This is a genomic window from Ruegeria sp. C10, assembly GCF_056537805.1.
The window spans coordinates 298,113-321,143 of sequence record NZ_JBQFSC010000001.1; the positions used below are offsets into that span (position 1 = coordinate 298,113).

General features: G+C 59.6%; 9 protein-coding genes. 7 read left to right on the forward strand and 2 right to left on the reverse strand.

The genetic code is table 11. From position 1 onward, the window contains the following. Window positions 1-14: 14 nt before the first annotated feature. Entirely contained in the window at window positions 15-13,340 is a 13,326-nt protein-coding gene (locus tag ACR0DE_RS01415) for a hypothetical protein (RefSeq protein ID WP_480751301.1), read from the reverse strand. Between the two features lie 270 nt (window positions 13,341-13,610). On the opposite strand from ACR0DE_RS01415, the gene ACR0DE_RS01420 reads away from it, so the two are divergent. Continuing rightward, complete coding sequence (locus ACR0DE_RS01420; protein WP_480751304.1) at window positions 13,611-14,648, forward strand: zinc-dependent alcohol dehydrogenase family protein; 1,038 nt, start codon at window positions 13,611-13,613, stop codon at window positions 14,646-14,648. A gap of 65 nt (window positions 14,649-14,713) precedes the next feature. Here ACR0DE_RS01420 and ACR0DE_RS01425 read toward each other — a convergent pair whose 3' ends face one another. After that, the gene (locus tag ACR0DE_RS01425; protein WP_170422944.1) at window positions 14,714-15,517 is read right to left on the reverse strand and encodes a helix-turn-helix transcriptional regulator; all 804 of its coding nucleotides are present in this window, start codon (window positions 15,515-15,517) and stop codon (window positions 14,714-14,716) included. Between the two features lie 131 nt (window positions 15,518-15,648). Here ACR0DE_RS01425 and ACR0DE_RS01430 point away from each other — a divergent pair, with 131 nt between their 5' ends. From ACR0DE_RS01430 to ACR0DE_RS01455, 6 genes are all read left to right on the forward strand, one after another. Continuing rightward, the gene (locus ACR0DE_RS01430; protein ID WP_480751307.1) at window positions 15,649-17,625 is read left to right on the forward strand and encodes a CocE/NonD family hydrolase; all 1,977 of its coding nucleotides are present in this window, start codon (window positions 15,649-15,651) and stop codon (window positions 17,623-17,625) included. 25 nt (window positions 17,626-17,650) lie between these two features. Next, entirely contained in the window at window positions 17,651-19,216 is a 1,566-nt protein-coding gene (locus tag ACR0DE_RS01435; protein WP_170509482.1) for an ABC transporter substrate-binding protein, read from the forward strand. Window positions 19,217-19,302: 86 nt separating this feature from the next. Beyond that, a complete protein-coding gene (locus tag ACR0DE_RS01440) occupies window positions 19,303-20,241 on the forward strand; it encodes an ABC transporter permease (protein WP_170422950.1) in 939 nt (312 codons plus the stop codon). Window positions 20,242-20,252: 11 nt separating this feature from the next. After that, window positions 20,253-21,110, forward strand: a complete 858-nt coding sequence (locus tag ACR0DE_RS01445; protein WP_170394253.1) for an ABC transporter permease — start codon at window positions 20,253-20,255, stop codon at window positions 21,108-21,110. After that, a complete protein-coding gene (locus tag ACR0DE_RS01450) occupies window positions 21,107-22,087 on the forward strand; it encodes an ABC transporter ATP-binding protein (protein ID WP_480751310.1) in 981 nt (326 codons plus the stop codon). Before ACR0DE_RS01445 ends, ACR0DE_RS01450 begins: the two co-directional genes overlap by 4 nt. After that, window positions 22,084-23,028, forward strand: coding sequence for an oligopeptide/dipeptide ABC transporter ATP-binding protein (locus tag ACR0DE_RS01455; protein ID WP_480706300.1), 945 nt, complete (start codon window positions 22,084-22,086; stop codon window positions 23,026-23,028). Before ACR0DE_RS01450 ends, ACR0DE_RS01455 begins: the two co-directional genes overlap by 4 nt. Window positions 23,029-23,031: the final 3 nt, after the last annotated feature.

Sequence of the window (23,031 nt, forward strand, 5' to 3'; positions counted from 1 at the left end):
CTGTTCCTCATAAACTAGAATTGTATCCCAAGGCCAATGCCAACCTGCAGGGCTTCGGTTGAGTCTCCAAACATATGGTCCAGGCTCAGGTTGATAAAGCTGCTGTCATCCAAAGCAAACAATCCCAACCGCGCGGACACGACGCCGTGGGCGTCACCGATATAGCTGGTATTCACGAACCCTCCATCGGCGGCGCTGGCCCCACTGAAGCCAGCGGTTACCGACACCGTGTCGTCAGACGAGAGGATGGCACCGGCGCGCAGGCTCGCACGCAGTTTCTGCGAGGCGCTCAGGATCTGCTCGGTCCCGATCTCAATCGACGGCGTCAGCGAATAGATCATCTCGTTGTCGTCCTGCAAGACGATACCTGACAAAGTGGCATCGCCATTGCTTTCCGTCGCCAACCGCGTCGCATCGACGGCCAGTTCGGGGCGCAGGTACGCTCCACCAGCGCCAAGTCTTTGATCATACGCCAGGCTGAGCCGCAGGTTCTGGTGGTTCATCTTGTGCTTGATCTCGCTGACACCAACGGTGTCCACAATTGTGCCATTGGGCAAAACGCCCCGGATCCCACCTGCACGGCTTGTATCGTAGTTTGACCAACCTGCCGACAGCATGGCCGCAAACTCCCACGCGCCTGTGTATTTGGTCAGCGATGCACCCAGATTGAACCGATCGCCGGATGCATTGTATTGCGATCCGTTCTGCAGGCTGATCTGGTCGTAGCCCAGGGCAAACCCTGCATACAACTCATCCCCCACCGGTAGACGGACACCCGCCGACCAATTGGTGTTATTGACGTTCAGATCGTTGTAAATCCCGGTCTGCTCGCGGTCGAAGAAATAGCGGCCGCCGGTAAACCAGATACAGTTACGCGGATCATCCCCGGCTTGATAATTGGTGTAGCGTTCGCAGTTTTGCAGCGTATCCGCGAATACCCGCGTGCCAAAATACGCATCCACCGCATCTGCGGCGTAGTCCGCTGTCGACAAGCTCTCAATGGCCGCGATCACATCGGTCTCGGATTGCATGTTCCCGATCAGCGCCAAAAGCTCGCCCTGTTCGGACGTTCCCCGCCCGTTCAGGACATCATTGATATAGTCACCGATCGCGGTCTGGTTGGAGTTCATCCTAGGCGTCGAATAGTCTGGTGTGATCACCAGATCGATCGAACTGCCGTCCGACGTCGCCCCGTTCAAACCAATGGAGTAATCAAGAACCACAGTGTCCTGGATGGTCGTGCCAGCATCTGCGGCCGTTCCATCGGGATTGATGATGACAAGCGGCAATGCGCGTTCGAGCGTGTTCAACCCCGGCACCAATGTACCACCAATCGTGGCATCCCCGGTGACATTGATCAGATCGCTGTCTCCACCCGATATGCCAGTGGTTCGGAAATACACGTCGAACGTTGAAGTCGCAGTGCCGCCAAAGGCCAGACTTCCGGTCACGTTCGTGGTCTGGCTAACATTCTCGGTGAAGGAAAAATCATCCGCTTGAACAGCAGCCGTCAGGCCTCCGTCGACGCCCCAATTTGCGCCCAGAACCAAGTTGCCATCCACCTGCATGAGCCCGGCGTCGCCCAGATTCACGGTATCCAATGCATAGAAGGTTGCACCATCTTCCACGGTCAGGCCATTCGTCCCGTCACCAAGGTTCAGGTTCCCAAGCGCGCGTCCGGACAGCGTGATTTGTTCATTGCCATCGCCGCCGTTCACCAGTTGGTTATTGCCCGCGATCAGCACCGTGTCTTCTGATAGGGTCAGCGTGTTGTCGGTTCCTCCTTCGACAATGATAGAGGCAACCGAGTTCGCTTGCCCGGTGCCACCCATGACAACACCATCGAACCCAAGCACAATGGCGTCTGCACCGTCACGGCCTTCGGATTGTGCAAAGACACCAATGCCACCGTCGCCGACCGACAACACATTGCCGGTCAGGGTCATGTCGATAGCACCGCCCGACCCGGCGCCACCTGCGGCACCCCGGAATATGGAATCGACGATGCCGCCACCACCACCCAACGACTGCGCGGCGACACCGATCGCGTTCTCTCCGCTGGTGACCGTGTTACCAGTTTGCGAGAACAGAATGTCCCCGCCGTCCCCGCCATTTGCAGCTGACAGATTTACGGTCACCTGGCTGGGGTCCAGGTCTGTCGTGACAAGACCACCGCCGCCGCCGATGCTCTGGATCACGAACGCATGCGATCCGGTACCACTTGTGTTTACGTCACCGGTATTGGTGAAATCGACGTTGCCGCCATCTCCAGTTGAATCGTCCTGCGCCCCGAGGGTCACATCGACGCCTCCAAGACCAGCAACGACAGCTTCACCCCCGCCCGCGCCGATGCTTTGAACGCTTTGGCCAAAGGACCGGTCACCGCTGGTGAAGACATCTCCATTCAGATCAAGATCGATATCACCGCCGTTGTTGCGGAAGCTTGGATCGGACCCCAGGATTACCGAAGCAAACCTGTTGGTATCAGCCGTGCCCGTGCTGTTGAGCACCAGCTTACCGCCGCCGCCGCCAATAGATTGCGCCGTACCTGCCGAGGAAAACGCACCATCAGTGCCGACATCGCCAGTCCGGCTGCCGAACACATCGCCACCTGCTGCATCATTCGTATCAATCGCGCCCAGGCGCGCATCAATCTCGATACCGTCGCCATCCTGAAGGCTGATGTTGTTGGCCGATGTGCCACCACCGCCGCCAACACTCTGCAGCATCAGACCTGTCGAGCGGTCACTGGTGGTCGCTATGTTACCGACGTGCGACTGGGCAACCTGGCTGCCCGCCGTGCCCGAAACATCATCACCGCCCAGCGAGATGTCACTGATATAAACAGTGCCGGTTCCACCCGCGCTTGCCGTCGCGGTCGTAAAGTCGACCGATGTTTCGGAGTTGCCGCCGCCGCCATTGACGGATTGTGCGAAGATGGCCTCGCTGCCTGCACCATTCACCAGAATGTCACCGGTTGAATTGACAGTCGCGGTTCCCACCGATCCGGTGGTCCCTTCTCGCGCGCCCAACACATGAGAGATCGTGTAGTCCAGCGCCGAGACCAAGGGCGACGATACCGAATATCCCGCATTACCGCCGCCGCCACCAACGGATTGGGCATAGATACCGAACCCGTTATCAGCGTTCACGACAATCGTACCGGTATGGTTGACCGTGACATCTCCACCATCCGCCCCGTCGCCACCAGAACCGCCAATGGCGATCTTCGAATATGACTTGCCGGTCATTGTGTTTTTGAGGTCATTCACATCCATCGCAACGGCCAATCCACCATTGCCACCACCGCCACCGACGGATTGTGCGAAGATACCGTAGGCACCTTCGCCATCAACGCGGATGTCGCCGGTATTGGTGACAACCGAGTTTCCGGCAGCATTGCCACTGCCACCCGAACCACCGATGTTCAACTGCGCGGTCGGAGAGCTGTTGTCCCCAGTCTTTAGCCGCAGCGTCCCAGTAATCGAACTCCCACCATTGCCGCCGCCGCCACCAACGGATTGAGCAAAGATGCCATGCGCACCTGCACCAATGGTGATGATCGTACCCGCATTTGTGACGGCCACGTTGCCTCCGGTTCCACCGGAACCACCCGAGCCACCCAGGCCAAACTGCAACGCCCGCCGAGTGCTCGCCTCGGCCCCGCCATAGCGACCATCAACCGAGATTGTCGATCCGCCATTGCCGCCGCCACCGCCGATAGACTGCGCGAAGATACCGTGGCTTTCGGCTCCGCTGGTCACGATCGTACCATCGGCTTCGTTCACAACAGTGGTTGTACTGCCAGAACCACCGGTGCCGCCGGTGCCACCAATAAGGATCGCGTTTGTCGTAGACCCCTCCGAGGACCGGCCCAGAATAATGTTTCGAACCTGCTGTGCATCACCGCCGCCACCGCCGACCGATTGCGCGTAGATACCAACCGACTTGTCGCCCGTGGTCAGGATCACGTCCCGGTTGGTCACAGATACCGCCGCCGACATCGCACCCGAGCCGCCGTTGCCGCCGATGGACAAGGTCGCGGTGTTTCCAATCTCTTTACGAAGGCTGATGATGCGGTTTTCCACGACACCACCCATGCCACCGCCGCCTCCGACGGACTGCGCGAAGATACCATGGGCCATGGTGCCTGCAGTGCTGATTATTCCGTCACTCACTACGGTAACGATGTCCGAGGTCATACCGTCCCCACCGGTACCGCCTATGTTGATCGATGCTGTGGTGCCGACTGTGGACGGGTTGACCACAGCTTTGATGGTATCGAGGTTCGATTGTCCGGCCTGTACCATGCCGCCAGTTCCGCCTGCGCCACCGATGGATTGCGCCATCAGTCCAATCGAGCGATCTCCTAACGTTGCGATCTGGGCAGTGTTGGTCACGTCCACCGTGCCACCAACGCCTCCGGTGCCGCCGGTACCACCGATGGACAAGGCAATTGAAGTGCCCTTGCCAGCCGAGTTGCTGGCCTTGCCACCATTGCCGCCACCGCCGCCAACGGACTGGGCAAATACGCCATGTGCGTCATCGCCCTGCGTGACAACAGTGCCCGCCACCACAGAAGTCACATCGCCTGCTGCGCCACCCGTACCGCCTTCAAGCCCGACTGACAGGCTGGCTTTGTTGCCTTTGCTGTCGCCGGATTTCGGGGTGCCGATGCTGACCGAAGTTGATGACGAGTTACCCCCGCCATTGCCGATGGACTGTGCAAAGAAGCCATAAGACCGGTTGCCCGTCGTGCTGATCGCGCCGTTCGAGCTGGCATAGACGTCCCCACCGCTGCCCCCGGTTCCACCCGTGCGGCCGATCTGGATGTTTACATTGCCGCCATCAACCGACGTCGATGCCGAATTGTAGCCAGCATTGCCGCCGCCGCCGCCAACTGACTGCGCAAACAGACCATGGGAATCTGCGCCCGAGGTCGCGATGTCGCCTGTATTGCGCACATCCACCGAACCACCGATGCCGCCCTCACCCGTGCCGCCGCCAATAGCCAAGCCAAAGCCTTTGTTGGTCGCGTCGGAGGCAAGCTCATAGGTCATGCCGAGGTTCAAGGCGGCGTTGCCGCCGCCACCGCCGATGGATTGCCCAAACACACCGTGGCTGCCATCTTGCAAGGTGACGATATCACCATAGTGGTCAACATCGACCTCGCCACCGTCCCCTGCCGTACCTGCATCGCCACCGATGGCAACCACCGCCGACACTCCGGTTTTGTTGCCCGAGGAATCTGCAGGGTTCACCTTGCCTTCAAGCTCATCCAAAACCGCGTTGTAGTTGGCGATGACCGAGTCATCGACGCCGGTATTGGTCGGTGTCTTGCGATCCGTGGAATCGCCGGTGCCGCCGTTACTTTGATTGCCGGTGGTCTTGCTGATACCCACAACTGCGTTGATCCCGGCATCGCCGCCGCCGCCGCCAATGCTCGACGCCTCGATACCGTGCGATCCAACGCCATCGGTCGTGATTGTCCCCGCAGCAAGGGCCGCTGTGCCACGCGCGACGGTCACGTCACCCGCATCGCCGCCACCGCCGCCAAAGCCGCCGATCCCCATCGCGATCGGTGAGCTGTCCTTAGTACCAACAAAGGTTGCATTGATGCCGCCAGTGCCACCGCCGCCGCCGATGCTCTGGGCAAAGATTCCGCGCGCGTGATAGCCATTTGTTGCGATGTTGCCGGTCTGAGTGACCGACACGTCACCCGCATCCGCACCAGTACCTCCGTGGCCGCCAAGGCCGCCCACAATGCTCAGATCCGTTTTGCCGTCCGAGTTGTTGGAGTCGCCATAGTTCAGCTGCCCGGTCACGTTCAAAGCACCGTTGCCACCGCCGCCTGCGATCGACTGGGCCAAAACTCCATGTTTCCAGTTGCCGGCGACTGACACAGTTCCCGCGTGATTGACGCCCACATTGCCCGAGACATTGCCGTCACCGCCAAAGCCTCCGACGCCAAACGTAACCGAAGGGATCTTGCCATCTTTGCTGAGCGCAATACCGCCCGAGACATTCAGACCGCCATTGCCGCCGCCTCCGCCGATGGACTGTGCCAGCAGACCCGCCGAGCCATCGGTATCGGGTTTTTCTTCGTTGAAGACACCCATGTCGATGAACAGGCGTTCCAACCCGAAGTTCGACGCCAATTCCTCGGTCTCATCTACGATCGAGTCGCCCAGGAAATCGCGCAGTTTGTCTTCGAAGGTCGTTGTGTTGGGGATCGATATATCGTCCGGGTTCGTTGTAACCGTAATATCCGCTTGCGAGGTGACCGTGACGTCTCCGGCCTGGCCGCCATCGCCTGCGAAACCACCGACGCCCACGATCAGAGAGCTGTCGGATACGATCCCGCCTGACACGTTCAGACCACCGTTGCCACCGCCGCCGCCAACGGATTGGGCCAGCAGGCCGGATTGGCCAGTGCCGTGAGCTGTGATCGTACTGCCTGCGCCAATGTTCACATCGACATTTCCGGCATCTCCACCGCCGCCGCCAAAACCTCCAACGCCCACGACAACCGCATAGGATTTACTGCTGTCCGTCTGACCCGCACCGGGTTTGCCGCTTATCGCGAGGCCACCCGAGACGTTCGTGCCGCCGTCACCGCCACCGCCACCAAGCGACTGGGCAATGATGCCACTGGCCCCTTTGCTTTCATCAACGGCGAAAGTGCCATCCGATTGCTCGACCATCGGTACGGCCTGTACATTGCCGGTATAGTCCAGATCGACATCGCTTGCATCACCACCGGCCCCGCCAAAGCCGCCAACACCCGCTGAAACCGAAAAGATCGTGTCCGACCCCGATGGTTTGGTCAGCGCCAGAGTGCCCGAAATATTCACGCCCCCGGTGCCGCCACCGCCACCAAGGCTTTGCGCAAACAGACCATGCGATCCGTCACCCGCCGTCACTACATCGCTTTGAACATCCAACGTGACCGCATCGGCATTGCCACCACCGCCACCAAAGCCACCAAGTCCCAGGGCAACCGCTGCACCGGATTTGCCGGTGAGATTGACAGCGCCAGAAACGTTCAGACCGCCGTTACCGCCGCCGCCGCCGACCGACTGGGCCATGACACCAATACTGTCTACGCCAGTGGTTACCACCGAAGTTGTGCCACTGCTGTCCGTTCTTGAGCGCAATGTGCTGTTCACTTCACCAGCGTTACCCGCCCCGCCACCGAAGCCGCCAACGCCCAGACTGACCGAGCCGCCATTTTCCTGGCTGATACCCAACGAGGCCGAGATATTAGTGCCGCCGTTGCCACCACCGCCGCCAAGGCTCTGTGTCAGAATCCCGGTGCTGCGATCACCTGTTGTGGTTACTCCACCGGTGATTGTCGATTGCACCAACGCTCCGGCATCAGCACCGCCGCCGCCAAAACCGCCCACACCGATGCCGACCGCCGCATTGGCTGATCGGGACAGAGACAACGCTGCCGAAATGTTGGTGCCGCCGTTGCCACCACCGCCGCCGAGGCTTTGCGTCAGAATTCCGACCGAGTCATCACCGGTTGTCATGACATCTCCGGTGACCCGCTGCGTGACGTTATCTGCCGCACCACCGTCCCCGCCAAAGCCGCCGACGCCGATCCCCAAACCGCCGGAATAGTTGCTGGCTACAGAAATGGCCCCGGAAATGTTTGTGGCGCCATTGCCGCCACCTCCGCCAAGGCTTTGTGCAATAATACCTGCCGACCGCGGACCCGAGGTGCTCACATTGCCCGAGAACGTGTTGTCGACTACCCCGCTGGTCCCGCCACTGCCGCCGAAGCCGCCCACGCCGATACCTGCCGCACCCGATCCAGTGCGTGCGATGCTCAGAGCGCCCGAGATGTTGACGCCGCCATTACCGCCGCCGCCGCCAACGGATTGGACCAGAACGCCCGCCGCGTTCTCACCACTTGTAGTGACATCGCCGGTGACCGACCCCGTCGCCGCGCTCGCAGCACCGCCATCGCCACCCGAGCCACCGATGCCAACCCCGACGGCGCCGCCCCCGGTCCCCGAGATGTTCACGGCTGCTGATACGTTCAGCCCGCCATTGCCGCCGCCACCCGCAGCAGATTGCACCAAGACGCCGCCAGAATTGTCACCGGTAGTGGTAACATTGCCAACGACCGTGCCTTCGGCCGTATCCGCGTCGCCCCCGTCGCCACCGCTGCCACCAAGACCAACAGACGCACCACCGCTGCCGGTTCCTGCGACAGTGACTGTGGCGGAAACATTCATGCCTCCATTGCCCCCACCGCCGCCAAGGCTTTGCACGATCACCCCGCCGGATTCATCGCCTTGTGTCGAGACGTTTCCGTTCAATGTGGCTTCAACTGTGCCTCCGTTGCCGCCGGTACCGGACGCCCCACCAAGACCCACGGATGCCCCACCCGAGCCGGTGCCCGCCGCGGCCACTGCAACCGAGACGTTCATGCCACCATTACCGCCGCCACCGCCGACAGATTGTGCCAAGAGACCGCTGGAGGTTTCACCTTGCGTGATCAGATTCCCGGTTACATTCGCCGTGACCGCCGAGGCGTCACCGCCGCCAGTTCCACGACCGCCCAAGCCAACTGCCGCAGCGCCAGAACCCGTACCTGCGCCACCGACGGAAGCAGAAACGTTGAACCCGCCATTGCCGCCGCCGCCGCCGATTGATTGCGCCACAACTGCGCTGGACTGCGCACCTTCGGTTTGAACACTATTGGCAACCGTCAGGCCAACAACACCCCCAGTGCCGCCGCTGCCACCGGACCCACCCAGGCCAACGCTGATCGCGCCCGATCCGGTGCCGGCCCCAGCCAAAGCCGGTGAGACATTGAAGCCACCATTACCACCACCGCCACCAACGGACTGCGCGAGGATACCCACCGAAGCATCCCCTCGGGTTACCACGTTAGCTGTTGTGCTGGCCGTTACCAGACTGCCGTCACCCCCGGCAGATCCTGAGCCGCCCAACCCGACCGAAACCGATGCCGCACCCGTTCCAGCCCCCGAAACGGTTGGCGAAACGTTGAACCCTCCGTTACCACCGCCGCCGCCAAGAGACTGCGCAACAAACCCGCTTGAAGCAAAGCCATCCGTCAGGATGGTACCGTTCGAAGTCAGCGTGACGGTGCCGCCATTGCCGCCAGTATCGCCCGAACCGCCGAGGCCGACACTCACCGCGCCACTGGCTGTTCCTGCACCCGACAAGACCGGGGCTACGTTGAACCCACCATTGCCGCCACCGCCGCCGATGGACTGCGCAACCACGCCCGAGGATTGATCCCCCCGGGTTTCGACCGCGTTGTTCGACGTAGCAATTACCGTGCTCCCATCACCACCTCCGCCGCCGTCGCCGCCCAAGCCGACCGAAACGCCCGCCCCAGCGGTGCCCGAACCCTGAACCGATGCGCTGACGTTGAAACCTCCGTTACCGCCGCCACCGCCGATGGACTGTGCGAGGAATGCAGTGGCCGAGTCGCCTTGCGTCAGAATTGTCCCACTAGATCTTAGCGTAACCGACCCGCCATTACCGCCACCTGCGCCCGTTCCACCAAGCCCGACGCTGACCGCACCGCTTGCAGTACCTGCACCGGCCCCAGTCCCCGAGATATTAAACCCACCATTGCCGCCACCACCGCCGATGGATTGGGCGACGACGCCTGAAGAACGGTCCCCGACAGTTACAATCGTATTTGTAATCGTCAGATTGACTGTGCCACCCGTCGAGCCCGTACCTGCGTCGCCGCCAAGGCCAACTGAAACTGCACCGCTCGCAACCCCAGCCCCTGCAAGTGACGCGCTAACATTAAAAGCACCATTGCCACCGCCGCCGCCAACGGACTGTGCCAGAACGGCAGTTGAGTCCGCGCCACCGGTGCTTACGGTGCCTGTGACTCGACCGGTCACCGATTGACCGATTCCACCTCCTGAGCCGTCGCCACCAAGGCCTACGGTGACGGCACCGCCACCTGCCCCCGCACCAGCAACACCGGCCGTCACGTTGAAGCCACCATTGCCACCACCGCCGCCGATGGATTGGAAAACTACGCCGCCTGAACCTTCGGACACTGTTGTGACGTTTCCTGCAACCTGGCCTTCAACCACGCCGCCATTGCCGCCTGTATCGCCGTTGCCGCCGAGCCCGACGCCAATTGACCCAGCACCGGCTCCTGCCGCTGCCACTCCGGCAGTGACATTGAAACCACCATTACCACCGCCACCGCCGATGGATTGAATAACGACAGCCGTCGAGCGTGCACCTTCGGTCCGAACGTCGCCGTTGACGCGCACGCCGGTTACCGTACCGCCTATGCCGCCGCTGCCTCCGTCGCCGCCAAGTCCGACTCCAATCGTTCCGGCACCGCCACCGCCGGCCGCCAAGCCAGCAGCGACGCTGAAGCCGCCATTGCCACCGCCACCGCCGATGGATTGAACCACGACCGCACCGGCATCATCCCCACGGGTGGTGACATCCGCATCAACTTGGGCCGTCACTGTGCCGCCCGCACCTCCACCGCCAGCTTTGCCGCCGAGGCCTACACTGATGGACCCGGCAGCGCCGCCCGCAATATCGGCGCTGGCACCGATGGCATATCCACCATTACCACCGCCGCCGCCAACGGATTGCGCAACGACACCGCTGGAGAATGCGCCACTGGTTTCGATTGAGGTCCCACCGGCGCGCAAAGTGACGTTGCCACCGATACCGGCACCACCACCATCTCCGCCGACACCGACGTTGATCCCGACCGCAGCGCCTCCGCTTGCGCTGATACCGGCCGCGATGCTTCCACCACCATTACCGCCACCGCCACCCACGGATTGCGCGATGATCGCGCTGGAGCTTGTGCCAGTCGTGGTCACGTCAGCATTGGTATAGACCTGAACAAGTCCACCATTGCCCGCACTGCCGGCCTTGCCACCAATTCCGACTGATACGTTGCCCGAAAACAGAGCCGAAGCGCCTCCGGTCGCGGCGACCGCCAATCCACCATTGCCACCACCACCGCCGACGGACTGAAACAGCATACCTGTCGACCGGTTTCCGGTCGTGACGACAGTGCCTTCAAACCCAGCTGCTATTGCGACGCCACTACCATCGAACTGGCCAACCGTGACCGGACCACCCGTGCCGCCCGTACCACCGTCACCGCCAACCCCAACAGCCAGCGAACCCGATACCGGACCTCCAGAGGCTGCGACAGATACCGCATAGCCACCATTGCCGCCGCCACCGCCAACAGATTGCAGCATCACCCCAACCGAGTCGTCGCCTCCGGTCTGCACCGAAGCTGAACCGCTGCCGCTAAGTGTGACCGTCCCACCGTTGCCACCATTGCCAGCGGACCCACCAACCGAGACCGATGCCGCGCCAAATGCGCCAACCGCAACCGAGACCGCTCCGCCACCGTTGCCACCACCGCCGCCGACAGATTGTGCAAATACACCTGCCGAGCGCGCGCCCGAAGTCCGGATAGCCGATGGCTGGCTGCCATCGGTGTTGGATAAGGTTACGTTGACATTGCCACCGGTCCCTCCGGCCCCGCCATCACCACCGATGGCTACCCCGACAAACGCACCTACCGAACCAGACGAACCACCATTGCCGCCACCGCCACCAATCGACTGGGCCAGAATACCCATCGCATCATCACCCGAGGTGGTGATGATCCCGTCATTCACGATTGTCACTGTGGACCCGCTGCCACCGCCGCTGCCATTGCCACCGACCGAGACCATTCCACCGGACGAGCCGCCGTCACCGCCACCGCCGCCGATGGATTGCGCGATAATCCCGCGGGCGTTGTCGTCTTCGGTTACAATACGCCCGTAGTTGCTGACGCTCACCGCAGCGCCCGTTCCGCCCCGAGATCCTGTGCCACCAATCGCAACAAGCCCATATGAATTTGCACCGGTTCCGCCGCTGCCGCCGATGGATTGCGCCATGACACCGTCAGCCCCAATGCCCGAAGTCAGGATGCTTCCCGAACCTTGCACAGTGACATTCACCGCGTCCCCGCTACCGCCGTTCGAGCCCACGCCACCAAGAGAAAGGGATACCAGGCCGCCTGCAGTTCCGCCCGAACCGCCGCCGCCGCCGATGGACTGGGCTACAATACCGCGCGCGAAATCACCTTGTGTTTCAATCGCGCCACCATGCGAGACGTTAACCCTGCCTCCATTTCCGCCATTATCGGCCCCGCCAATGAGCGAAACCAACAAATTGCCACTTGTCCCCGCTGACCCCCCCGAACCGCCGATGGATTGGGCGTAAATCCCGTTCGCATAGTCGCCGGTCGTCAAGATGCTACCGCTTGAGGCCGTGTTTACCGTTACGGTGCCACCGCTACCGCCATAGCCTCCGTTACCGGACGAGCCAACCAGCCCCCATTGTGACCCACCATTACCGCCATTGTTCGAAACGCTCAGCGCATAGATGCCATCAGCCGAGTCGCCGGACGTAGAAATGTCACCCCGCTGCGTAACGGTTACATCGCCACCATCTGCCGAGTGGCCACCGGTGCCCCCACCCGGAGCCGCGAAGCCGCTGCCACCATCACCAGCCTCGCCGCTGCGGCTGAACGCAAATATACCGTCATAGCCGTCGCCCGATGTCTGGATCGTGCTGCTGGAGGATTGTGTTGCGTTTACCGTGCCGCCTTCCCCGCCGTCGCCGCCATCGCGCCCGTCCCAAAAGCTCAGATACGAGTCGCCGCCCTGACCACCGTCACCGCCAACGCTACCCACTTGCCAACCAACATTGCTGGTTGCGTTGACATTCCCGCTCAGGGTTTGTGTCTGGGTTGGGCCATCGGCACCGTTTCCACCTGAACTTGGTGGCACAACAAGCGCACCATCGCGCCCATTGCTGCCATCTCGCCCGTAAACGACCTGGCTCACACCGTTAGGTCCGGAGACGTTCACCGGCGGGGTGACAGAGCCAGGAGTACCCGAACTGTTGAAGTTGCTGTTGTACTGAGACAGGGTCAGCTGAGTGGACAAGCTGGCCATTCCGGTCGCACCAGAATTACTGATCTGAGCCGTTGTTCCCGTTATGGATACAATCTCAAATGCCAGTGGGGGATTGTCGGAGTTGTAAATTGTATCGCCGGCATCTTTGACGAGAAACACATAGCCATCCGCCGTCTCAACAAAAGCCGTCGTCCCGGCTGTAGGTGTTGAAGCGGGATCCACGATCAGTGCGGTGACTGTCGTATCCAGACCAGTCACAGGGTTGTTAACAGTGTCTCCAACAATTGAATCTGCGGTCGGCGCGGCAAGCAAAGGTGTTGAATTAAATAGAAAAATAGAAAGCGCAAACAGCAGGTTTGAAAACTTTGACACCTTGAGACCCTACAACCCAATTCACCAGCACAGACGGCAAAGAAGAGCTGCACCCAAAAGCAACACATTGCTTTTGGGAATTTCCCCATCACCACCTAAAGAAAGATATGCGCAAGTTTAAGGAGAGTGGATTTCTTAAATTTGTCTAAAACTGGATTTGGTTAAAATAGTGCTAAAATGCCACAACCTGGGTTCATCCCTAAGGCTGGATCAGTTCGGCTGAGTTGGTTTAGGTTCACACAACTTTTCGAAAAAATGAAAGAGCACACTATGAAGGCTGTCCTGTTCGAGAAGTTCCAACAAACCCCCAAGGTTGTCACAGTCGACGACCCTGCACCCGATACTCATGGCGTTGTTCTGAAGGTCGAAGCCACCGGCGTTTGTCGTAGCGATTGGCACGGGTGGATGGGGCATGACAGTGATATCGAGCTGCCTCACATACCCGGTCATGAGTTGGCTGGCGTGGTCGAAGCCGTCGGACGGGATGTAAAGAACTGGAAAGTTGGCGACAAGGTAACCGTGCCTTTCGTCTGCGGCTGCGGAACGTGCAGCGAATGTCACGCAGGGCATCAGCAAACCTGTCTGTATCAAGAGCAACCCGGCTTTACCCATTGGGGCAGTTTCGCGGAATATGTACCAATTCATCAGGCTGACCTTAATTTGGTCGCGCTGCCTGAAACCATGGAATTTGCAACCGCCGCCAGCCTTGGCTGCAGGTTTGCCACTTCATTCCGCGCGATCGTCGATCAAGGAAGGGTCTCGGCCGGTCAATGGGTTGCCGTACATGGCTGCGGTGGGGTCGGTCTGTCAGCCGTTATGATTGCTGCCGCCGTCGGGGCCAATGTCATCGGGGTTGATCTAGACGAAGCCAGACTCGAACTTGCGCAAGAACTGGGTGCAGTTGCGATCATTGACGGTACAGATGCTGATGTTCCCGAAGCGATCCGCGAAATCACCAAAGGCGGCTCCCATGTGTCAATCGACGCTTTGGGTCATCCCGTCACAATGACCAACTCGATCCTCTGCCTGCGTCCGCGCGGCAAGCACATTCAGGTCGGTCTGATGCTGGGTGAGCACGCTTCGCCAGCAGTACCCATGCCAAAGATCGTAGGACAAGAGATCGAATTGCTTGGTTCGCACGGGATGCAGGCGCATCGCTATGGCGCGATGCTCGACATGATTAAAAATGGCAAGTTGGATCCGGCGCGGTTGGTGGGGGAAAAAATCGGCCTGGAAGACGCACCCAAGGCCTTGATAGGGATGGATAAGTTTACCTCAATCGGTGCGACGGTCGTCACAAGGTTCTGAGTTACAAACAGGATCCGCCCCGTGCGAAAATGGCGCCACTAAACGGCGATTTCAAAATGCATCACTCAATTGGCAAGTTCTGTTGGTATCGCTGAAAAATGGGCATCGCCTGATCCCAAAAGGTACTTTCGGACCGCCAGGTCGATTGATTTACTCTGTTCTGAATAGACACCGCAGGCAGTGAGCGCTTCACGGGCGGTAATGCGCTCATCAAGCCGTTTCCAGATTGTTTTCGCCGCATAAGGGTGTGGAAACGGCCGCCAAGCCACACCCATTGTCATGCCACGCAAGTATTTTAGCTGTTGGCGATGCGCGGAATAAAGGATGGTCTGCGCAATGCTTCCTTCCTTGCCGCATTCATGTTCGGTGGCGAAGATCCTGTTACCGCGCAGGGCAACCAGCCCTTCGTAGCGCGAAATCTGCCGAACGCTTTTGTCCGGGGAGGTGGCGTTTTCGTGCGAGCGGATCGTCACGACGCCATCCACCTCCTTAAGTCGAATCAGAGAACAAAAAATGCGCCCCTGCCAAGACGGGGTGCAAAAGAAAGAATGATAGAAGCCCACATAGCGTCTGAGATTCTTCACCTGATCACTGTACGGCTTAACAAACAAGCTGGCAGGAGTTTCTTTCCGACGGACGATCGAGTCTTTTAATGTTTCTTCAAACTCCGTCCGAGGCGCAAAAAGCTGTGCCTCAGGCAGATCAAAATACCGAGCGATACGGCGTAGGTTGTGGGCTGATGGCAAGCTTTCGCCGTTGAGGTAGCGATTAAACTGCTGCCTGTTCAGGCCGATTTCTCGACAGACTTGCGAGATATTGCCTCGCTCGGCGCACAAAGACCGTAAATTTGCGGAAAAACTTTCGGACATAAGCGTCATTTCTTTCGCGTTTTGACGCTATAATGCTAAAGATTGAATAAAAGCGCGTAAAGTAGCTCAGTTCAATAATTTTCGGAATGCGGGTTGGCTGTACCAAACGCAACAACGGGACCTCGCTCCGAATGTCCACAAAAATCATCGAAAACACCTGGATCGCCCTGCCGGATGGTCGGAAACTGGCTGCACGAATTTGGTTGCCCGAAACCGGGCCGTCACCCGCCATTCTGGAATACCTCCCCTATCGCAAACGGGATGGAACTGCGCCGCGAGATGCAACCACTCATCCAGTATTTGCCGAGGCAGGATACGCCTGCATCCGCGTCGACATTGCCGGAACCGGTGATAGCGAGGGGCAGTTCGACGACGAGTATTCGGAACAGGAACTCCGCGATGGTGAAGCCGTTCTGAGTTGGATCGCCGCACAAAACTGGTGCGACGGAAACATTGGGATGATCGGTATCTCGTGGGGAGGATTCAATGGGCTGCAGCTGGCCTTTCGCCATCCGCCCGAGCTCAAGGCGGTGGTCAGTGTCGCCTCGACCGTGGATCGGTACGCCGATGACATACACTTCATGGGCGGCTGCCTGTTAAGCGACAATATCAACTGGGGCAGTCAGATGTTCGCCTATTTGACACGGCCCGCAGACCCCGAGCTGCGATCTGATTGGCGAGAAGACTGGCTTGCCCGACTTGAGAATGTACCATTCTCAGCAGCCGATTGGCTGCGTCATCCAACGCGCAGCGCGTTCTGGAAACATGGCTCGGTTTGCGAGGATTGGTCGGCGATTCAAGCTCCGGTTCTTGCGATAACGGGTTGGTCGGATGCATATGTCAACGCTCCGCCAGCGCTGGCAGCAAATCTGGCCGTGCCGTCAAAAGCGCTGATCGGACCGTGGGAGCACCGCTATCCGCATATCTCGAAACTAGAGGCTGGGGATTTCCACTCCGAGGTGATCGGCTGGTTTGATCGCTGGCTGAAGGGGCAGCAGAATGGCGCCGAAGACCTGCCCGCCTACCGAACCTATATGCAGGATCATTTTGGCCCGAGCAAAAAGAACAAACCCAGGCAGGGCCGCTGGATCGCCGAGACAGAATGGCCATCGCCCAATGTCAGTGATGAAGTCTGGCATTTAGGATTGGGTGGATTTTCCGACGTCGCCATTACGGCCGAGACAACCGTATCGAATCTAGCCCATATCGGACAGGCTGGCGGGTATTTCTGCCCGGGCATGCGGATCGACAATGAGTTGGCCGAAGATCAAGCAGCCGATGACGCACTGTCGCTTTGTTTCGATACGGCACCGCTGGACAAGCCGCTTGAACTGCTTGGACGGGCGCGACTGAAACTGTCCTTCACCGTGGACAGACCGGTAGCCCAACTGATAGCGCGGTTGTGTGATGTCGCCTCAGATGGGGTTTCTCAGCGGATCACCTATCGGGCGCTGAACCTGACGCACTACAAGAGCCACGAGACCCCTGAAGCGTTGGTTCCCGGTCAGGTCTACAGTGCGGAAATTGCACTAAATGAGTGCGCGCATCGCGTGAAACCCGGTCATATCCTGCGTCTTGCGCTGTCTACATCTTACTGGCCAATCGTTTGGCCCGCGCCAGAAGCAGCAGAGGTGACGTTGCAACTGCAAGGTTCGGCGCTGTATTTGCCGGTTCGGACGATGTCTGAGGAAGCTGATCCTGCACATCCCGGACCAGCGCAGGATTATCCGACGTTGCAAAGCACCGAACTGCGCGCGCCGTCGGGCCGATCCGAACGGCGCATCGAAGCGGACGGAACCGTCATACTTGAGACATTCGACGACTACGGCAAAGCACAGGACCCCGGCCACGGCCTGATCGTCGGAAGCCACGTCGCCATGCGCTATGCGATCCATCCCGATGACCCAGCGACCGCGCAATTCACGGCGGGCTGGCGTTTCACGTTCGAGAGGGACGAATGGCAGGTCGAGATCAGCACCGAAAACGCGATGACCTGTGACGTCGAGAATTTCTATCTGCATCGAAAACTGCGCGCCACCGAAGGCGCGGACAAAACAGAAGTTCTGACAAAGGAATGGAACGAAACCATCCCGCGCAGGCTTCTGTAAACGATCTGACCCAAGGGAGAACATCATGAAAATCGAATGGACAAAAGCAAATGTCGGGCGCAGGGGCTTCTTGAAAGGGGCAACTGCGCTTGGGGCGGCATCCGCGCTGCCTGCAAGCTGGGCCAATCGCGCCTTCGCCGCTGATGACGGGGTGTTGCGGGTGCGCGCCTACGGTGATGCCCAGAACATGGACCCCGCACATTCCGTCGGTGTTGTCGAAGAAGAAGTGCATGCCTCGATTTACAACAAGTTGATCCAATACAAGCCCGGCGAGGAATGGGGTTGGCAGCTGGATGCGGCGGCGATGATCGAGCAGGTTGACCCGACCCATATCAAGTTCGCCCTACGCGATGATATCGGTTTCACCAATGGCTTCGGTGCGATGACCGCTGAAGACGTGAAATTCAGCATGGAGCGCATCGTGGACGATGCGACCGAAAGCCCGAACAAGCCCGATTTGGGTCCGTTCAGCCATGTCGAAGTGAGCAGCGAACGCGAAGGTACCATCGTTCTGAACGAGCCGTTTGCTCCGATTTGGTCGATCGCCCTGCCCTACATAACCGGCAACATCGTCTCGAAAGCTGCGGTCGAGGCCGCAGGGGGCCGCATCGGGGCTGATCCGGTCGCTGAGTCCGGCCCTTATCTGCGGGACAGCTGGTCACCCAAAGAAAAAACCGTGCTTAAGCGCAACCCGGATTGGAAGGGTGACGCACCAACATGGGACACAATCGAAATCCTGCCGATCGACGACGAAAACACCGCCGAGATCGCCTTTGAGGCGGGCGAACTGGACATGACTCGGGTTTCGCTGGGATCGGTCGAACGCTATCGGGCCGGTGTTCCGAACGGCGGATCTTTGGTCGAGAAACCCTCACTGTTCTATGTCTGGTTGGGCATGAATCTGGATCACCCCAAGCTTCAGAACCCAAAACTGCGTCAGGCGATTCAACATGCAGTCGACGTACCAAGCATCCTAGAGGCGGCCTATTTTGGAGCCGCTGAACCCTCGACAGGCATCATCGCACCTGGCCTTGCGGGCCACCGCCCGCAATCTCTGGTCCCTCCGGCGGCAAACTTCGAGAAAGCGGCGCAATTGCTGGCGGAATCTGGCGAGACCAATGTGACGCTTACGTTGGACACGCTGAACAAGACCACTTTCACCACGACGGCTCAGATCATTCAGGCAACTCTGGCGCAGATCGGGATCACGGTCGAAGTCAACGTACTGGAATCCGGTGCATTCTGGGCAAGCGGAGACAACGAGAACCTGCAACTGGTTCTGAACCGCTTCTCGATGACCCCCGATCCATATTATGCGACGGCCTGGTTCACCACCGAACAGGTCGGCATCTGGAACTGGGAGCGGTTCAGCAACGCTGAATTTGACGAAATTCACAACTCGGCATTCAAGGAAGCGGATGTGGCCAAACGCGCTGAGATGTATCAGCGGGCGCAGGATCTGATGGAAGAAAGTGGTGCCTACCGCTTTATCACCCACGAGGCGACACCGGTGATTCATTCGGCGCGTGTCACCCCCGCGCTAAGACCCGACGGTCTGGCACTGCTGCGGTACTTCGGCAAGGCGACCTGACCTCCCAAAGGTCGGCTACGTCCGGCGGGGTTTGACGCCCGCCGGACAAAACAGCTCGCCACCCATCCAAAAGGAGCCAGCTTTTCATGTTGAAGTTTGCAACCCGCCGCTTCGGGCTAGCGCTGCTTATCCTGTTCGTGGCGGTTACCGTCATGTTCCTGATGATCCGCGCCGTCCCCGGGGACCCGGTCCAGATCATGTTGGGGCCACGCGCAACACCTGAGCTTCAGGCCCAGCTCACCGCTGCGTTGGCGCTGGATCAACCAATCTGGAAACAGCTGGTCATATTCTATGGAAACCTGGTCCGTGGCGATCTGGGAATCGACGTATTCTCGGGCCGGTCCGTGACAGATATCGTGTTTCAGCAGCTACCCTACACTCTGGAACTGATCTTTGCGTCGATCCTGTGGTCCGCCACTTTGGGAATTGCACTTGGGGCATATGCCGCCGCCCATCCGAACACTCTGATCGATCGCATTGCGGCGGCGATTTCGGTCAGTTTTGTTGCAGCACCCGCCTTTGTCGTAGCACTTCTGTCGCTATTGGTCTTTGCCGTGCATCTTCAGTGGTTTCCAGCCATCGGCGCGGGCGAAGGCTTCTGGGGTCGCATTGATCACCTCGTTTTGCCCGCCTTTGCCATCGGGCTAAGCTGGGTGGGCTACATCGCGCGGTTGGTGCGCGCCTCGATGTTGGAAGTCTTAGGCGAAAACCACGTTCGGACCGCACGTGCCTTCGGTATCGCAGAGCGCCGCGTGGTGATGGTTTATGCCTTGCGTATCGCCATTCTTCCGGTTGTCACGGTGATCGGCGTCGGCATGGGTTTCCTGCTGAGTTCGGCCGTATTCGCCGAAATAGTGTTCGCGCGCCCGGGTCTGGGCAAGCTGGTGATCGACAGCATAACCACCCGCAATTACCCGATTGTCATGGGCTCGGTTCTGATCTCAACCGGTTTGTTCGTCGTGTCGACCGCACTGGCGGATCTGATCAATGCGTGGCTCGACCCACGCGCTAGACAAGCGCATTGAGGAAAGCCGAAATGGAAAAATCTCGTTCTGAACTTGGTCAGATCATTGTCGGCGTCGCCCGCGACCCTCTGGGTCTGATTGGTTTGGTCATTGTCGGCACCATCGTCTTCTGTGCGATTTTCGCCTATTGGATTGTGCCCTATGATCCTGTGGCCATGGATATCAAAGCCCGGTTGCAAGGCCCGTCTGCCGAGCACCTTCTGGGTACGGACCAACTTGGCCGCGATACGTTTTCCCGCGTGATTGCCGGCGGTCAGGTTGCGTTGAAAGTCGCCTTGCCTGCGGTCTTTGGTGCGATGGTAATTGGCCTAACCTTGGGAATGATTGCGGGGTATGGGCCAAAATGGCTCGACAACCTGTTGATGTTGTTCTTTGACACCATCCGATCCTTCCCAACCGTGATGTTCGCGCTGGCCGTTGTGGCCCTGGTCGGTCCCAGTTTGCAAACGGTTGTGTTCGTGGTGATGGCGACTTCGATCCCAACCTATGGCCGTGTGGCGCGAACGCAGACCCTGACGTTGCGCAATTCCGAGTTCATTCTGGCCGAGCGGTCGATGGGGGCCAGCATGGCCCGCATCTTGGGTGTGCACATGCTACCAAATATCGTGGGGGTTTTGGCCGTCCTGGCTGCTATGGACATCCCGACGGTAATCGCGCTTGAGGCGGGGCTGTCCTTTCTCGGGCTTGGCGTGAAGCCCCCAACCCCCAGTTGGGGCGCACTTCTGAAGGACGGGTATTCCCTGATCCGACAGACACCTTGGCTGGTGGTGGGCGGCGGTCTGCCGATCATTCTGGCAACCCTGGGCTTTACGTTTTTAGGGGAATCGCTGCGCGACGTGGTTGATCCCAAACTGAGGAAACAGCGATGACCGAAACTCTTCTGGAAATCGAGAACCTCAGCGTCGATTATGAAACGGGACGCGGAGATCTCAAGGCATTGCGGGATATCACCTTTGACATCCGCAAAGGTGAGATCGTGGGTATTGTCGGTGAGTCTGGTTGCGGAAAATCAACCTTGATCTCGTCGATCCTGCGGCTGACCGCACCGAACACGCGGTTCCGGCAAGGCGAAATACGCTTTAAGGGGCAGGATCTGTTGCAAGTGCCTGAACGCAGGATGCGGGATCTGCGCGGGGCCGATATCTCGATCATCTTTCAGGACCCGATGCAGACCCACAATCCGGTTCTGACCATTGGCCAGCAGATGGTCGATATTCAGCACCGGTCCAAGGCTAGTAAGCAGGAAAAACTGGCCAATGCGGCAAAGATGCTGGGGGCTGTCGGTATCCCGGACCCAGAGGCGCGGTTAAAGCAGTTCCCGCATGAGTTCTCGGGCGGGATGCGGCAGCGGATCGCGATTGCCATGGCGTTGATGTCGAAACCCGACCTGCTGATCGCGGATGAGCCGACCACAGCGCTGGACGCGACGCTTGAGGTGCAGATCATCGAACGCCTGCAAGAGCTGCAGCGCGAGTTCGATTGCGCCATCCTGTTCATCTCGCACCATCTGGGTGTGATCGCGGAACTCTGTGATCGCGTAGTGGTGATGTACGCAGGCGCCGTGGTCGAAAGCGGCGAGGTGCGCGAGATTTTTCACAATCCCAAGCACCCTTACACACGCCGTCTGATTGATTGCGATCCCGGCCATATCAAGGAACGCGCGCGGGTTCTGCCAACTATTCCGGGCGAAGTGCCCGATCTGGCCAACCTGCCCGGCGGCTGTATTTTCCGCGACCGCTGCGATCAGGCGATGCCACGCTGCGCAACGGACGTTCCGCCCTTGGATCGTCTGAAAGAAGGGCATCACGCCGCCTGCTGGCTGAACCATGAGGAGGCCGTGACATGAGCCTGCTGAATGTCCAAGACCTGCAAACCAGCTATGGACCGGTCAACGTGCTGGCGGGCGTCAGCTTTGAGGTCGAAGCTGGCGAAACCTATGCGCTTGTCGGCGAAAGCGGTTCGGGCAAGACAACTGTCATCCGTGCGATTGCGGGCCTGGCCCCGGCGCAGGCCGGTTCGGTCGTGTTTGACACGCAAGAGATACGAGGCGCGCCGGAACGTGTAATGCGTCCGCTGCGCAAGGACATGGCGATGATGTTTCAGGACCCTGTGGGCAGCTTGTCACCACGCCTGACAATTCGAAGCCTGATCACGGAACCCTATCGCATTCAGGGCATGAAAGATCGCGATCTGGATGCCGAAGCCAAGCGTCTGCTGGAAATGGTGAACCTGCCGGTGCATTTCGCGGACCGCTACCCCTATCAATTGTCCGGTGGCCAGGCACGACGGGTTGGTGTTGCCCGCGCTTTGGCGCTGGAGCCGAAACTGATCCTGGCGGATGAACCAACGGCAGGGCTGGATGTTTCGGTACAGGGTGAGCTGCTGAACCTGCTCAATGACCTGCGGGAACGCCTGGGCCTGGCGATGGTGATCATCACCCACAACCTGAACGTGGTGCGCCACGTGGCAGACCGCATGGGCATTATGTATCTGGGTCGACTGGTCGAGGAAGGCACGACAGAGGCGATCTTCGACGATCCGCGCCACCCCTATACCCGCTGCCTGCTAAGCGCCAACCCCGAGCCGGACCCCGATGCGCGCCTTGAACGGATCGCGCTCAAAGGTGAGCCGCCCAGCCTCTTGCAACGCCCGTCGGGCTGTGAGTTCCGCGAAAGATGCCCGTTTGCCAAAGACATCTGCACACAGACACCGCAATGGGAGGTTGCGGCGGGCCACGGGCTGCGCTGTCTCGCACCCTTGTCGGGTGCGCCTGCTCCGGGTCACTAAAGG

Coding starts and splice junctions, on each gene's coding strand:
- ACR0DE_RS01420 (WP_480751304.1), top strand. CDS start 13,611: ATGAAGGCTGTCCTGTTCGAGAAGTTCCAACAAACCCCCAAGGTTGTC.
- ACR0DE_RS01425 (WP_170422944.1), bottom strand. CDS start 15,517: ATGTCCGAAAGTTTTTCCGCAAATTTACGGTCTTTGTGCGCCGAGCGA.
- ACR0DE_RS01430 (WP_480751307.1), top strand. CDS start 15,649: ATGTCCACAAAAATCATCGAAAACACCTGGATCGCCCTGCCGGATGGT.
- ACR0DE_RS01435 (WP_170509482.1), top strand. CDS start 17,651: ATGAAAATCGAATGGACAAAAGCAAATGTCGGGCGCAGGGGCTTCTTG.
- ACR0DE_RS01440 (WP_170422950.1), top strand. CDS start 19,303: ATGTTGAAGTTTGCAACCCGCCGCTTCGGGCTAGCGCTGCTTATCCTG.
- ACR0DE_RS01445 (WP_170394253.1), top strand. CDS start 20,253: ATGGAAAAATCTCGTTCTGAACTTGGTCAGATCATTGTCGGCGTCGCC.
- ACR0DE_RS01450 (WP_480751310.1), top strand. CDS start 21,107: ATGACCGAAACTCTTCTGGAAATCGAGAACCTCAGCGTCGATTATGAA.
- ACR0DE_RS01455 (WP_480706300.1), top strand. CDS start 22,084: ATGAGCCTGCTGAATGTCCAAGACCTGCAAACCAGCTATGGACCGGTC.